At 71.3% G+C, this 14,525-nt stretch carries 14 protein-coding genes; 9 read left to right on the forward strand and 5 right to left on the reverse strand.

Translation table 11 applies throughout. The annotated features are described in order from the left end of the window. Window positions 1-124: 124 nt before the first annotated feature. The 4 genes from hemF to ABB34_RS04555 all read right to left on the reverse strand — a co-directional run bounded on the left by hemF (window position 125) and on the right by ABB34_RS04555 (window position 4,644). Entirely contained in the window at window positions 125-1,045 is a 921-nt protein-coding gene (hemF, locus tag ABB34_RS04540; protein ID WP_057640066.1) for an oxygen-dependent coproporphyrinogen oxidase, read from the reverse strand. 22 nt (window positions 1,046-1,067) lie between these two features. Continuing rightward, window positions 1,068-1,631 carry a hypothetical protein gene (locus ABB34_RS04545; RefSeq protein ID WP_057640067.1) on the reverse strand — a complete coding sequence of 188 codons (564 nt, stop codon included), beginning with the start codon at window positions 1,629-1,631 and terminating at the stop codon, window positions 1,068-1,070. 71 nt (window positions 1,632-1,702) lie between these two features. Continuing rightward, window positions 1,703-2,143, reverse strand: coding sequence for an NUDIX hydrolase (locus ABB34_RS04550; RefSeq protein WP_057640068.1), 441 nt, complete (start codon window positions 2,141-2,143; stop codon window positions 1,703-1,705). Window positions 2,144-2,280: 137 nt separating this feature from the next. Beyond that, window positions 2,281-4,644 carry a S9 family peptidase gene (locus tag ABB34_RS04555; protein WP_057640069.1) on the reverse strand — a complete coding sequence of 788 codons (2,364 nt, stop codon included), beginning with the start codon at window positions 4,642-4,644 and terminating at the stop codon, window positions 2,281-2,283. 138 nt (window positions 4,645-4,782) lie between these two features. Between ABB34_RS04555 and ABB34_RS04560 the strand changes: the two genes are divergently transcribed. Further along, window positions 4,783-6,219, forward strand: a complete 1,437-nt coding sequence (locus ABB34_RS04560; RefSeq protein ID WP_425478962.1) for an AMP-binding protein — start codon at window positions 4,783-4,785, stop codon at window positions 6,217-6,219. Between the two features lie 654 nt (window positions 6,220-6,873). Here ABB34_RS04560 and ABB34_RS04565 read toward each other — a convergent pair. Beyond that, window positions 6,874-7,884, reverse strand: a complete 1,011-nt coding sequence (locus tag ABB34_RS04565; RefSeq protein WP_057640071.1) for a chorismate transformation FkbO/Hyg5 family protein — start codon at window positions 7,882-7,884, stop codon at window positions 6,874-6,876. Between the two features lie 199 nt (window positions 7,885-8,083). Here ABB34_RS04565 and ABB34_RS04570 point away from each other — a divergent pair, with 199 nt between their 5' ends. From ABB34_RS04570 to fabG, 8 genes are read left to right on the forward strand one after another with little or no spacing between them, the layout of a single operon-like run. Continuing rightward, window positions 8,084-8,353, forward strand: a complete 270-nt coding sequence (locus ABB34_RS04570) for a phosphopantetheine-binding protein (RefSeq protein ID WP_057640072.1) — start codon at window positions 8,084-8,086, stop codon at window positions 8,351-8,353. A 5-nt stretch (window positions 8,354-8,358) separates the two neighbouring features. Beyond that, a complete protein-coding gene (locus ABB34_RS04575) occupies window positions 8,359-9,069 on the forward strand; it encodes a hypothetical protein (RefSeq protein ID WP_083490065.1) in 711 nt (236 codons plus the stop codon). Between the two features lie 50 nt (window positions 9,070-9,119). Then, window positions 9,120-9,413, forward strand: a complete 294-nt coding sequence (locus ABB34_RS04580) for an ApeI family dehydratase (RefSeq protein WP_057640073.1) — start codon at window positions 9,120-9,122, stop codon at window positions 9,411-9,413. Next, window positions 9,410-10,393, forward strand: a complete 984-nt coding sequence (locus tag ABB34_RS04585) for a lysophospholipid acyltransferase family protein (RefSeq protein WP_057640074.1) — start codon at window positions 9,410-9,412, stop codon at window positions 10,391-10,393. The genes ABB34_RS04580 and ABB34_RS04585 overlap by 4 nt, the downstream gene beginning before the upstream one ends. Beyond that, window positions 10,332-11,003, forward strand: a complete 672-nt coding sequence (locus tag ABB34_RS04590) for a LolA-related protein (protein ID WP_057640075.1) — start codon at window positions 10,332-10,334, stop codon at window positions 11,001-11,003. Before ABB34_RS04585 ends, ABB34_RS04590 begins: the two co-directional genes overlap by 62 nt. Then, window positions 11,000-13,342 (forward strand): MMPL family transporter, encoded by a 2,343-nt coding sequence (locus ABB34_RS04595; protein WP_057640076.1) that lies wholly within the window; start codon window positions 11,000-11,002, stop codon window positions 13,340-13,342. Before ABB34_RS04590 ends, ABB34_RS04595 begins: the two co-directional genes overlap by 4 nt. Next, window positions 13,329-13,760, forward strand: coding sequence for a hotdog family protein (locus ABB34_RS04600; protein ID WP_057640077.1), 432 nt, complete (start codon window positions 13,329-13,331; stop codon window positions 13,758-13,760). The genes ABB34_RS04595 and ABB34_RS04600 overlap by 14 nt, the downstream gene beginning before the upstream one ends. A gap of 32 nt (window positions 13,761-13,792) precedes the next feature. Next, window positions 13,793-14,521 (forward strand): 3-oxoacyl-ACP reductase FabG, encoded by a 729-nt coding sequence (gene fabG / locus ABB34_RS04605; protein ID WP_057640116.1) that lies wholly within the window; start codon window positions 13,793-13,795, stop codon window positions 14,519-14,521. Window positions 14,522-14,525 lie beyond the last annotated feature (4 nt).

The following is a 14,525-nucleotide window of genomic DNA, read 5'->3' on the forward strand; positions in this document are numbered from 1 at the left end:
TCCGGGCCGGGCGACGCCTTCGACATGCCGCTGAAGATGGAGGTCGCGCCATCCGCCCGCGGCCGATGCGGCATCCGCGAATGGAATCGTGGGGCGCCGGCACGCGGGTGCCAGCGTGCCGGCGTCACACCCACTCGCGCGGGACGAGGTATCCGGCCAGCCGCGCTTCGTCGCTGCCGCTTTCCGGCTGGTAGCCGTATTCCCAGCGCACGCGCGGCGGCAGGCTCATCAGGATGCTTTCGCTGCGGCCGCCGCTCTGCAGCCCGAACAGGGTGCCGCGGTCGTAGACCAGGTTGAACTCGACGTAGCGGCCGCGCCGGTACAGCTGGAACTCGCGCTCGCGCTCGCCGTGCGGGGTGTCCTTGCGGCGCTCGACGATCGGCAGGTAGGCATCGAGGAAGCCGTCGCCGACCGCGCGCAGGTAGGCGAAGTCGCGCTCGAAGTCGCCCTGCAGGTCGTCGAAGAACAGGCCGCCGACGCCGCGTGTCTCGTTGCGGTGCTTGAGGAAGAAGTATTCGTCGCACCAGCGCTTGTGTTCGCCGTAGCGATCGGCGCCGAACGGTGCGCACAGGTCGCGCGCCACCGTGTGCCAGTGGCGCACGTCCTCGTCGAACGGATAGAACGGGGTCAGGTCGAAGCCGCCGCCGAACCATGCCGCCACCGCCTGGCCGTCGCGCTCGGCCTGGAAGTAGCGCACGTTGGCGTGTGTGGTCGGCAGGTAGGGGTTGCGCGGGTGGAACACCAGCGACACACCGCAGGCGCGCCACGAGGCACCGGCCAGTTCCGGGCGGTGCGCCGAAGCGGAAGGCGGCAGGCGGGTGCCGGCGACGTCGGAGAAGCCGATGCCGGCCTGCTCGAACACCGCGCCTTCGCGCAGCACGCGGGTGCGGCCGCCGCCGCCCAGTGGCGAGCCATTGTCGCCGCCATCGGCACGGCGCCAGTTGTCCTCGGCAAAGCGGGCCTGCCCGTCGGCCTGTTCGATGGCGCTGCAGATGCGGTCCTGCAGGCCGGTGAGATAGTCGCGTACGCGGTCGAAATCGTTCATCGGCGTACTTTAGCGCAGGTGTTCAGCGGAACAGGGCGCGCACGTCCGGCCGGCACAGCCTGAGCACCAGCCAGCCGTGCAGGGCGGCGAAGGCCAGCGCGGTGATGCCGGCACTGGCCAGCGCGACCCAGCGCCCACTACGCATCTGCAACATGGCCTCGCGGCCCTGCGCCGTGGCGAGGAAGTCGGCTGGCAGCATCGCCTGCATCGCGTCGAACATGCCGTCGAGCAGCGGCAGCATGGCGAAGTTGGCCACGGCCACGGCGACGAGGAACACGATGAAGCCCCGGCGCCCCCACCCGCGATGGCGCAGCAGTGCCCACGACACCGCGGCGAAGGCCAGCGCCAGCAGCAGCATCGCCAGGCTCAGTGATAGTGCGTGGTGCAATGCCCACTCCAGCGCCGGCGGCACCGGCAGGTATTGCCGCTGCAGCCAGCCGACGGGGTCGAACTGGTCCAGCAGCGTGGCCAGCAGCAGCTGCAGCAGGCACCAGAGCACGGACAGGCCGGCCATCAGCAGCGACAGCTTCGCGGTGACATCGACGAACGCCGCGGCGGCGCTGCGGGGTGGCGGGAGTGGATTCATGCGGGAAGCACGCAGGAAAGGAGGGCCGCACTATCGCCGGGTTCGTGGTGTTTTTACAGGCCGGGGCGACGTCACGGCAGCCGGGCGGAATACGCCGGGGGCGTGGCCCAGGCCTGCCTGCCGGCCCGTGCGGCCGGCAGGATGTGGCGTTCGCTCAGCGGCGCCAGCTTCACGCCGTGCGGCGCCTGCAGCGGAATCCACGCCAGCTCGGCGATCTCCGCCTGCACCCGCGGCGTGCCGTCCACTTCGACGAGATAGGCGGCGCCCTGCACGCGCCGGCCAGGTTCGTTGACGGCGTTTTCCTCGAACGTGCCCAGCGCCCGCGCGCTGCCTTCGCGCAGGGCCACGCCCAGCTCCTCGCGCAGTTCGCGCGCCAGCGTCTGCAGTGGCTCCTCGCCGGTCTCGCGCTTGCCGCCGGGCTGGATGAAGCTGTCCGAGCCGTGCTTGCGCACCACCAGCACGCGGCCGGCGGCGTCGAGGATCACCGCGGTGACGATGCGGATGGGGGGCATGGCGGATATTTGCGCTCGGTGTTTATTTGCAGGAGCGACGCGAGTCGCGACGAGGCTTCACCGGGAAAGCCTCGTCGCGACTCGCGTCGCTCCTGCGGAACGCGGCAAGGGCGGTGGGTGGCCGCCCTTGCCCAGGGTCATTTCAGGTTTTCCTCGAACAGCCTGAGGATGCGCTTGTACTCGTCCAGCCAGGAGTCGGCGCGGGTGAAGCCGTGGCGTTCCAGCGGGTACGGCGCGATCGACCAGTTGTCCTTGTGCAGTTCGATCAGGCGCTGGGTCATGTTGACCGAGTCCTGGAAGAACACGTTGTCGTCGATCATGCCGTGGGCGATCAGCAGGTGGTCCTGCAGGCCGTCGGCATACTCGATCGGCGAGGACACGCGGTACGCCTCCGGGTCGATGTCCGGGGTGTTGAGGATGTTGCTGGTGTAGCCGTGGTTGTACTGGTGCCAGTCGCCGACCGGGCGCAGCGCGGCGCCGGCCTTGAACGTGCCCGGCGCGCGGTACAGCGCCATGAAGGTCATGAAGCCGCCGTAGGAGCCGCCGTAGATGCCGGCGTGGTCGCGGTCGCCCTGCTGCTCGCGCACCAGCCAGTCCAGCCCGTCCTGGTAGTCCTCCAGTTCCGGGTGGCCCATGTTGCGGTAGATGGCGGTGCGCCAGTCGCGGCCGTAGCCCTCGCTGCCGCGGTAGTCCATGTCCAGCACGATGTAGCCCTGCTGCACCAGCAGGTTGTGGAACATCTGCTCGCGGAAGTAGGTGGGGTAGCGCTGGTGCACGTTCTGCAGGTAACCGGCGCCGTGCACGAACATCACGATCGGGTATTTCTTCCCCGGTTCCTTGTGCTCGGGGCCGTAGTACTTGGCCCAGACGTGGCCCGCGCCATGTTGCGACGGCACCGCCACCAGCTGCGGCTGGACCCATTGGCGCGCCTTGAATCCGGCGCTGCGGGTGTCGGTGAGCACGCGCGCGCTGCCGCCGGTGGCCGGCACCACCGCCAGCTGCGGCGGCAGGTAGGCGCCCGAATAGCGCACCAACAGCTGGCTGCCGTCGGGCGAGAGCGAGAAATCCTCGACGCCGTTCAGGTCGGTCAGCTCGCGCACCTGGCCGCTGGCGGCATCGACGCTGCACACCTCGTAGTCGTGCGGGGCCTGCTGGTTGCACAGGAAGAAGAAGCCCTTGCCGTCGGCCGACAATTCCGGCGCGGAGGTTTCCCACTGGCCGCCGGTCAATGCGCGCGGCTTGCCGCTGCCCGATTGCGTGTACAGGTGCGACCAGCCGCTTTCCTCGGACAGCAGCCACAGGGTGCGGCCGTCGTCCATCCAGCCGAAGTCGTTGAAGCTCCAGTTGATCCAGCCCGGGTCGGTGAGCCGGTGGCGGTTCTGCAGCCGGCCGCCGGCATCGACGCCGACGATCCAGCGGTCCTTGTTGTCGTTGGCGCGCAGCATCACCGCGGCCTGGCTGCCGTCGGCGTTCCACTGGATGCCGCCGCCCATGAAGTCGCCCATCACCTGCACGCCGCGGTTGCCCTTCAGCGGTTCCTTGCCGGCGGCCTTGCGCAGCGCGGCCAGCGGGTCGGTGGCGATGCCGGGCAGGGCGTCCAGCGCCAGCGGTTTGACCTCGCCCGTCGCGGCGTCGACCAGCCACAGCGCATGCGGCGCGAAGCCGTTGCGGCCGACCCGCTCGCGGGTGTCCTCGCTTTCCTCGTAGCCGGATTCGGTGACGTACAGCGGCATCTTGCCGCCGCGGCCCTCGTCGAAGCCCTTGGGCTTGGTCACCACGATCAGGTGGGTGGCGTCGGGCGAGAGCGCGCTGTCCACGATCTCCACGTCGGCGCCAAGGTAGACCGGGCCCGGCGCGCGGGTCGGGTCGCTCTGGCGCCAGCGCTCGCCCTGCTCGCGCAGGGCCTCGCGCTGGGCGCGGTCGCGGCGCAGGGTTTCCAGCGCGTGCAGCTGCTGGTCGCGCAGCACGTCGGCCTTGGGCGCGTCGGCGGGGTTCTTTTCGGCCTTGAGCTGGGCGACCAGCGCGGTCGCGCCGCTGCCGGCGTCCCCGTGGTACCAGTCGTTGCCGACGTTCCACAGCACGCCGCCGTCGTTGGCGAACGCCACGTTTGATGCGCTCTCGTTGCCGCGGGTGAGCTGGGTCAGCGCGCCGCTGCGCAGGTCGCGCACGAACACGTCGCCGTTGCGCACGAAGGCCATGCGCTGGCGCTGGCGGTCGTAGGCGCGGTTGGCCGCGTCGAGGGTGCCGCGCTGGTCGTCGGCGACCTGCTGCGCCGCGCCGCCGGCCACCGGCTGGCGGAAGGTATCGCGCACCGGGCTGCCCTGGCGCTTGAGCGTGTACTCGACCTGCTGGCCGTTCCACGACCACCATGCCGATTCCACCGGCGGCCCGATCCAGTCCGGGTCGGCCATCGCCTGTTCGATGGTGATCGGCGTGGGCGCGGCGTGGGCGCCACCGACGGCGGCCAACAGCAGCAGGGACAGGGGCAGGAATCTGGGCATCGTGGGCACCGGTGGAAGAAAACCGGCAAAGCCTAGCAGCCGGGCAGGCGCGGGGGCTGGGCCAGTGGTCATGGATGGGCGCGCACCACTTCAAGCGGGTGGCGTCTCGAGTCCCCTTGCGTCGCCGCCCGCAGAGACATGGATGGTGCGAATGCACGCGCGCCCCGCATTATGCTGGGCGCCGGCCGCGCCTTGGTTCCGCGGCCCTCGTCTTCCCAAGGTTTGTCTCGCGTGCCCGTCGCCGATCCGTCTTCCCCGTCCCGCCATCCCCTCGCCGTTGGTGAACCCGCACGACTGCTGGCGATTGCCGGCGGCGAGCGGATCGACCTGTCCATGTTCTTCGAGCATGTGCGCGGGGTGGCGGCGTTGCTGCCGCCGGGCCGGCATGCGGTCAATCTGTGCGAGGACCGCTACCGCTTCCTGGTCGGCTTCTGCGCGATCGCCCTGCGCGGGCAGGTGAACCTGTTGCCGCCCTCGCGCGCGCCGGCGGTGGTGGCCGAGGTGCAGCGCCGCCACGAGCGGACCTGGTGCCTGGGCGACCGCGCGCCCGACCCGCTGCCGGCCGACTGGTTCGTGCTGCCGGCGGAGCTGCCGCGGTTGCCGGGTGAAACCCCGATGCTCGACGCGGCGCAGCTGGTCGCCATCGGTTTCACCTCCGGCAGCACCGGCGCACCCACCGCCAACCCGAAGCACTGGGGCGCGTTCGCGACCAGTACCTTGCAGAACCTGCAGGCGTTGGCCGACCTGTGGGAGGGCATGCCGACGGTGATCGCCACGGTGCCGCCGCAGCACATGTACGGCATGGAAATGTCGGTGCTGCTGCCGCTGCTGGCCCCGGCCGCGCTGCATGCCGGCCGGCCGTTCTTCCCGCAGGACGTGGCGCAGGCGCTGGCCGAGGCGACCGCGCCGCGGCTGCTGGTCACCACGCCGGTGCACCTGAAGGCGCTGGTGGAATCGGGCGTGGCATTGCCGCCGCTGGCCGGCATCGTCACCGCCACCGCCCCCCTGCCGCAGGCGCTGGCCGAAGCGGCCGAACGGCGTTTCGCCACGCAGGTGCGCGAGGTGTTCGGGTCCACCGAAACCTGCATCTTCGCCCGTCGCCGCACCGCCCGCGAGCAGGCCTGGACGTTGTTGCCGGGCGTGCGCCTGGAGCCGCAGGAGGAAGGCACGCTGGTGCATGCACCGCACCTGCCGGAGGCGGTGGCGCTGGCCGATCTGGTCGAGCTGCTGCCGGAAGACCGCTTCCTGTTGCGCGGCCGCCGCGCCGACCTGCTGGAGATCGCCGGCAAGCGTGCCTCGCTGGGTGACCTGACCCGGCGCCTGCAGGCGGTGCACGGCGTGCGCGATGCGGTGGTGGTGCAGTTGGACCCGGAGCCGGGCCAGACGGTGGGCCGCATCGCGGCATTGGTGGTTGCGCCGGGGTGCGGGGAGGCGGAGATCCTGCACGAATTGCGTGCCGGCATGGACCCGGTGTTCCTGCCGCGGCCGCTGCGCAAGGTGGAGGCTTTGCCGCGCAATGAGACGGGGAAGTTGCCGAGGGATGCGGTACTGGCGTTGTTGCGGGGCGGGGAATAATTCTGCCGTTGCCGTTGCCGTTGCCGTTGCCGTTGCTTTTGGCTTTTGACTTCCGGGTCCCCTTCCATAGCGACGGAGCCGACGGACAAGACCCCGCAGGGGCGACGTGCATGGATGCACGTTGTTTTTCGACGAGACAGGGATGTCTCGTCGAAAAATCCCGTCGGCGGAGTGGACCCAGCACGCGTAGCGGGCTGGGCGCGTAGGCAGGGGCGTGTTTCTTTGGGCCACGTTTCTTTGCACGAGCAAAGAAAGGTGGCTCGCTCCTGCGAAGCAGGAGTGAAAGCTCTGCTTTCAAGCTTCCGCTTTGGTCGTTGCTTCTTTCCAGTGCTAAAGAGCAAAGCAACGGCTGAAGCAGGATCAAGAGCTTTCGCTCCCCTTCGGGGCGCGAGTTACTTCTCTTTGCTCGTGCAAAGAGAAGTAACCAAGAGAAACACGGGCCGGGCCGCGATCCGTCGGGCTGTGCCCGCCGGTCCCCTGTGCTCCTCGCGGGCCGGGGGGACGGCGCACAACTCGCTTCGCTCAGACACGTGCGCCTCTTCGCCCCCCGTCCCGCTGCGGTGCTCGGCTCGCTCTACGGCCGGGGAAGTCAAAAGCCAGAGGCAACGGCAGAATCACGGGCAACCGCAACCGCAACCGCAACCGCAACCGCGGTCAGGCGCCATGCACCCCGTCGATCTCCACCCGCAGATCGCGCCGGCACACCGCCGCATGCAGCACGATGTATGCCACCTCCGGCGGCAGATGCCGCGACAACGCCTGCCGCACCAGCGGAATCTCGGCCGCGTCGCGCACATAGACCTTCAACCGGCTGCCGGCGCCGAAACGCGCCGGCAACGCCGGCAGGCGCGCACGCGCCGTACCCACCAGCGCATCGAGGTTGGCGAAGGTTTCCTCCAGCTGGCGCAGCGTGTCCTCGCCATGCAGGGTGGCGTGCCCGACCACGCTGGCGGTGCCCGACAGCAGCAGCGGCAACGTGCTGCCCGGTGCGGCGAGCATGGCGCGGGCGAAGCTCGGCGACTGCGGCCCGTACTGGCGGGGATAGCGCCAGGCGCTGACCTGGCGGGGATTCTCCAGCGGCGTGCCCGGCGCGCGGGCGGCCAGCCAATAGACCTGCAGCACGCGCACGCCGTCCAGGCGGCCGATGGCGGTGGCGGCCGGCAGGGTGCCCGGATCGACATCCCCCAGCCCGCGCGCGCGGCCGATGCAGAACTGGCGGTAACGCTCGTCGTCGCCTTCGCCTTCGATGATCGCGTCCAGGTAGTTCCAGATCCGCAGCAGATGCGGATAGCCGTGCCGGGGCAGCGCCGACAGCAACTGTGCGTAAGAATGCTCGGCGGCCCCGGCGATACCGCCGTGGCGGGCTTCGTCGATCTGCAGGGCGCCGAACATCAGCGCGCCGTCGCTGGCCCAGGCCAGGCCGTCGGCGTCGCGGCCGCACTGCACGGCGCCGGTGCTGCGCCAGACTTCCAGTTGCGGTTCCCCATCGGGCTGCAGGCCTACCTGCAGGTAGCGGGGGTCGTCGCTGGGCGGTGCCGCATCGCCGGCGCGGAAGCCGAACACCGCCAGTACATGCGGATCGGCCAGCAACGCCGGCAGCCGGGCCGGGTCGGCGTAGTCCACCTCCAGCCCGGTACCGGGCCGGACGCCGGGAACGGCGCTCATCGCAGGCCCTCGCGATGGCAGCGGCCGGCTGGGTCGAAAGGCGGGGGCAGGGGCGAAGATGCGGGAAACCGGGACGTCATTGTGCGGGCGGATCGGGTGCTGCAGATGCGCCATGATACTGCGCAGCCCACGCGTGCCGCGGTTGCGCTGGCGGCGGCGATACCGGATCGTTGCGCATCATCTCTTCGTGGAAGTGGCAATGTCGCAACAAACCGAGGCCGAGCGCGAGCTGGCCGAACTGCTGGTCGAGAGCCTGAACCTGGAAGACGTGGACCCGGCGGCGATCGACCCGGAAGCCGCGCTGTTCAACGACGGCCTGGGCCTGGATTCGATCGATGCGCTGGAACTGGCCCTGGCCATCGGCAAGCGCTACGGCTTCCAGCTGCGCTCGGACAACGACGACAACCGCCGCATCTTCGCCTCGCTGCGCGCGCTGTCGGCGCACGTGCAGGCCAACCGCACGAACTGACGGCGATGGACGGCACCGGCCACGGGCCGGCGGTGGGTGTGCTGCGGGTGGTCCTGTTGCTGGCCTACCCGGTGCTCTCGCATCTGGCCAGCCAGCGCGGCGAGGGCCTCTGGGCCGCGCTGGCACTGTTCGGACTGGTGTTTCTGTGTCTGCTTGGCGCACTGGCGCGGCGCCGCGCATGGGCCTGGGGCGCGCTGCCGGCGGCGGCGTTGCTGCTGGCCTGGCTGGGGCGCTCGCCGTGGGCGTGGGTGCTGCTGCAGGCGCCGCCGGTGGTGTTCCCGTTGCTGGTGGCATGGGGTTTCGCGCGTTCGCTGTTGCCGGGCCGCGTCCCGCTGGTCGCGCGCATCGTGCATGCACTGCACGCGCGCGCCGGCGTGCCGGTCGAGGCGGCGCTGGAACGCTATGCCCGGCGCCTGACCGCCGCCTGGGCACTGCTGCTGGCGTTGCTGGCGGCGATCAACCTGGCGCTGGCGCTGAGCGTCGTGCCCGACGGCCTGCTGGCCGCGTTCGGGTGGACGCCGTGGTGGCCGTTGGATCACGCACGGTGGTCCTGGTGCACGAACGTGGCGGACTGGGGCCTGATCGGCGGTTTCTTCGTGGCCGAGTACGCGCTGCGCTGCCGCCTGTTCCCGCAGCGGCCGTACCGCCGGGCCGGGCAGTTCGTGCGCGAGATGGGCAGGCTCGGCCCGGCGTTCTGGCGCGACCTGCTGCGTTGAAGTCGCAGGCCGCGGGTATCCTCTGGCCTGCGCCCGCCCTCCGCCACGCCATGCACTTCACTATTGCCCACGACCACCCCTGCCTGCCCGGCCATTTCCCGGGGCGGCCGCTGGTGCCGGGCGTGGTACTGCTGGAACAGGTGCTGCTCGCCGTCGAGGCGCAGGCCGGTGTGCCGCTGGCGGCCCTGCGCCTGCCGCAGGTGAAGTTCATGGCGCCGCTGCTGCCCGGGCAGCCGGCCCGGATCGAGCTGGACGGGCAGGCGCCGCGCTGGAAGTTCCGGGTCTGGCGCGGCGACGTGCTGCTGGCGCGCGGCGAGCTGGCGGCCGGCGACGTGGCGGCATGAACGACGCCGACTGGAAGCACCGGCCCGAGGGTGGCGGCCGCGCCGCGGTGCGCCTGATCGCCGCCATCGCCCGCCACGGCGGCCGCGGCATCGCCCGAGCCTGCCTGTACCCGATCACCGCCTATTTCCTGCTGGTGCGCGGCAGCGAGCGGCGTGCCTCGCGCGATTACCTGCGCCGCGTGCTGGGGCGCCGCGCCGGCCTGCGGGACGTGGCGCGCCACATCCACACCTTCGCCGCGACCATCCTCGACCGGGTGTTCCTGCTCAGCGGGCGCATGGACCTGTTCACCATCCACACCGAGGGCACCGGGCAACTGCTCGATTGCCTCGACCAGGGCCGTGGCGTGCTGCTGTTCGGCGCGCACCTGGGCAGTTTCGACGCGCTGCGCGCGCTGGGCCGGCAGCGGCCGGACCTGAAGCTGCGGGTGCTGCTGGACCGCGCCCACAACGCCGCCATCACCGAGTTGCTGGCCGAACTCGACCCCGGCCTGGCCGCGGGCATCATCGACGCCGGGCAGGATGGGCCGACGGTGGTGCTCGCCATCCGCCAGGCACTGGACGAGGGCGCGATGGTGGCGTTGCTGGTGGATCGCACACGCCCGGGCGAGGCCGCGCTGCCGGCGCCGCTGCTCGGCGCGCCGGCAGCGTTCCCGGCCGCGCCGTGGCTGATCGCCAGCGTGCTGAAGGCGCCGGTGATGCTGGCGTTCGGCCTGTACCGCGGCGGCAACCGCTACGATCTGTTGTTCGAGCCGTTCGCATCGACGGTCGAGGTGCCGCGCGCACAGCGCGCCGAGGCATTGTCGGCGCTGGTTCATCGTTATGCCGGCAGGCTGGAACAGCACCTGCGAAGCGCCCCCTGGAACTGGTTCAATTTCTATGATTTCTGGCATTCCCAAGCCCTTCCTCCCGTATCGCCGGATGCTGTCGGCGGCCCTGGCCGCGGGCTGCGGCATCGCCCCGGCGCTGGCCGGCGACGTTGATGCGGCGTGGGTCCTGCGCCAGCTGGCGCAGCCGGCCCCGAGCCAGACCGGCTTCGTCGAGCTGCGTGGCTCGGCGCTGCTGAAGGAGCCATTGCGGGTGGAGGGCCAATACCGCCGCCCGGACGCCGGCACGCTGGTGCGCGAAGTGCGCGCGCCCTACGCCGAAACCACCACCATCGCCGATGGCAAGGTCAGCATCGACCGCGCCGGCAAGCCGCCGCGCGTGTTCCCGTTGCAGCGCGTGCCGGAGCTGTCGGACCTGCAGGCCAGTTTCGGCGCATTGCTGTCCGGCGACCTGGCGGCACTGGAGCGGGATTACCGCCTGCACGCTTCCGGCAGCGCGCAGCACTGGCAACTGGTGCTCACGCCGAAGGCGCAGGCGCTGGCCGCGCGGGTGCGCGAGGTGACGCTGCGCGGCCGCGCCGGCGAACTGCGCTGCATCGAGACGCAACCGGCGCGGGGCGACCTGCAGCGCACCCTGCTCGGCAGCGCGGCCGCTGCCGCCGGCGAAGTACGCCAGGCCGACGCGCTGGCCGCGTTGTGCCGTGACGGCCGCGATGGCGATGGGCCGGCTCCCGCCGGGCTCGCTCCCGGCAGGAGCGGGCATTGAAGCTGACCCCGCGCCGGCGCATCGGCCTGGCGATCGGCTGGCTGCTGCTGCTGGGGCTGCTCAGCGCGTGGGTCGGCCAGCGCATGCAGGTCAGTGGCGACCTGCGCAAGTTCATGCCCGATGCGCGCACCCCGGCGCAGAAGCTGCTGCTCGACGAACTGGGCGAAGGCCCCGGCGCGCGGTTGCTGCTGCTGGCCCTGTCCGGCGCGGCGCCGGAACGGCTGGCCGCGCAGTCGCGGCAACTGCACGCGGCGCTGGCGGCCGATCCGCAGTTCGAGCTGGTCGCCAATGGCGGGCAGGCCGGGCTGGAGGCGTTTCCCGAGCGCCTGCTGCCCTACCGCTACCTGATCGACGACCTGCCCGCCGACGCCTTCGACGCCGGCCACCTGGGCGATGAACTGCAGGCGCGGCTGCAGGATCTCGCATCACCCGCCGGCGCATTGGTCGAGCCGCTGCTGCCGTCCGACCCCACCCTGCAGGTCCTGCGCGTGGCCGAAGCCCTGCAACCGGCCAATGCGCCGCAGCGCATCGACGAGGTCTGGTTCGACCACACCGGCACGCAGGCACTGCTGCTGGTGCAGACGCACGCGGCCGGCTTCGACCCCGGTGCGCAGCAACAGGCGGTGGATACGATCAACGGCATCTTCGAGCGCATCGCCGCCGGCAGCGGCAGCCGGCTGGAGACGAGCGGGCCGGGCGCGTTCTCGGTGAAGATCGGCAACCGCACCGCCCGCGAGGCCGGCACCATCGGCAGCATCGACACGATCGGCATGATCCTGCTGCTGTGGCTCGCCTACCGCAGCTGGAAGATGCCGATCCTCGGCTTCCTGCCGCTGGCCAGCGCCGGGTTGGCCGGGTTGGCCGCGGTGGCGCTGACCTTCGACGGCGTGCACGGCATCACCATCGCCTTCGGCTTCACCCTGATCGGCGTGGTGCAGGACTACCCGATCCATTTCTTCAGCCACCAGCGCCCCGGCCGCTCGCCGTGGGACAACGTGCGCGCGCTGTGGCCGACGCTGGGCACCGGCGTGGTCGCCACCTGCATCGCCTACCTGACCTTCCTGTTCTCCGGCGTCGAGGGGCTGAAGCAGCTGTCGGTGTTCACCATCACCGCGCTGGCCACCGCGGCGCTGGCTACACGCTACCTGTTGCCGGCGCTGGTGGACCCGGCCACCCGCGACTTCGCCGATTCGGCATGGCTGGCCCGCCTGTGGCGGCATACCCGGCGGCTGCCGCGCCCGCGCCGCTCGCTGGCGGTGCTGGCGGCCGCCGCGCTGGTGGTGCTGGCCTGGGCGCCGGGACCGTTCTGGCAGAACGACCTGGGCAAGCTGACGCCGGTGGATGGCGCCGACCTGCTGCGCCATGCGCAGTTGAGCCGCGAGCTGGGTACGCCGGACGTGCGCTACGTGGTCGCCGTGCACGGCGGCGATGCGCAGGCGGCGCTGCAGGCCAGCGAGCGGCTGCGCCCGGCGCTGGACCGGCTGGTTGCCGATGGCGCGCTGGAGCGCTACGACATGGCCGCGCGCTACCTGCCCAGCGCGGCGTTGCAGCGCCAGCGCCAACAACGGTTGCCGGACGCGGCCACGCTGCGCGGCGCGCTGGCCGCGGCGGTGGCCGCCACGCCGTTCCGCGACGATGCGTTCGAGCCCTTCGTCGCCGACGTGCAGCGCGCCCGCGACGCACCGCCCTTGCTGCCGCGGGACCTGCGCGGCACGCCCCTGGCGACCGTGGTCGGCGGGCTGCTGCTGCAGGGCGGCGGCCAGGCCACCGCGCTGGTTTCGTTGAGTGGCCTGCACGACGTGGCCGCGGTGGCGACCGCCGCGCGCCTGCACGGCGCCGAGCTGCTGGACCTGAAGCACGCCTCCGAATCGCTGGTGGCCGATTACCGCGGGCGCGTGCTGGCGGCGCTGGCCGTCGCCATGCTGCTGCTGGCCGCCACCGTGTGGGTGGCGCTGCGCTCGCCGCGCCGCGTGCTGCGGGTGCTGCTGCCGATGCTGCTGGCCACGCTGGTGGTGCTGGCCACGCTGCGCGGCGCCGGCATCGAACTGAACCTGTTCCACCTGATCGGGCTGATCCTCGCCGCCGGCCTGGGCCTGGACTATGGCCTGTTCTTCGAGCATGCCGGCGACAGCCTCGCCGACCAGCTGCGCACCTTCCACGGCCTGCTGGTGTGCAGCGTGATGACGCTGCTGGTGTTCAGCCTGCTCGGCCTGTCCTCGATTCCGGTGCTGCGCGCGATCGGTGGCACCGTGGCATTGGGCGTGGTGTGCAACTTCGTGCTGGCGCTGCTGATCGCGCGCGAACCCTGGCAGGAGGCCGCGACCGATGCTGGCGCGTGAGGACATCCTGCAACTGGTCCCGCACCAGGGCGGCATGTGCCTGTGGGACGAGGTGAGCGCCTGGACCGCCACGGACATCGCGCTGCGCGCCTTCAACCACCGTGCCCCGGACCATCCGCTGCGCAGCGGCGGCCGGCTGCATGCCATCCATCTGTGCGAATACGGCGCGCAGGCGATGGCGGTGCACGGCGGCCTGCGCGCGCGCCAGCATGGCGGCGCGGTGCGGCCCGGCGTGCTGGTGGCGCTGCGCGACGTGCAGCTGCACCTCGCGCGCATCGATGATCTCGACGGTGCCATCGAGGCTACCGCGCAGGTGCTGGCCGAGGCGGAAACCAGCCAGCAGTATGCGTTCCGCATCAACCACGGCACGCGCGTGCTGGCCGAAGGGCGCGCCGCGGTAATGCTGCAACCCGGATGATGGATAAGGCAATGCACGAGGAGGGAATGACGATGGGCACGAAGCGACGCGCGCTGGTCACCGGCGGCAGTGGCGACCTGGGCGGCGCGATCTGCCGGCGGCTGGCCGCCGATGGCGTGCACGTGATCGTCCATGCCAACGGCAACCTGGTGCGGGCGCAGGCGGTGGCCGCGGAGATCGCCGCGGCCGGCGGCAGCGCGCAGGCGGTGGCCTTCGACGTGGCCGATGGCGCGGCCACCGCGGCGGCGCTGGAAATCCTGCTGGCCGATGGCCCGATCCAGATCGTGGTCAACAACGCCGGCGTGCACGACGACGCGCCGATGGCCGGCATGGATGCGGAGAAATGGCGGCGGGTGATCGACGTCTCGCTGCACGGCTTCTTCCACGTCACCCAGCCGCTGCTGCTGCCGATGGCGCGCACCCGCTGGGGCCGCGTCGTCAGCATTTCCTCGGTGGCGGCGGTGCTTGGCAACCGCGGCCAGAGCAACTACGCCGCGGCCAAGGCGGCCTTGCATGGCGCCTCGAAGTCGCTGGCGCGGGAAATGGCCAGCCGTGGCATCAGCGTCAATGTCGTCGCGCCGGGCGTGATCGCCGGGAGGATGACGGCCGACGCCTTCCCGCCCGAGGCGATCAAGCAGATGGTGCCGGCCGGGCGCGCCGGCAAGCCGGAGGAAGTGGCGGCGCTGGTCGCCTTCCTGTGCAGCGATGCGGCCGCCTACGTCAACGGGCAGGTGATCGGCATCAACGGCGGCATGGGCTGACCCG

It is taken from the genome of Stenotrophomonas daejeonensis (assembly GCF_001431505.1).
In the GTDB taxonomy this organism is placed as follows: Bacteria; Pseudomonadota; Gammaproteobacteria; order Xanthomonadales; family Xanthomonadaceae; genus Stenotrophomonas; species Stenotrophomonas daejeonensis.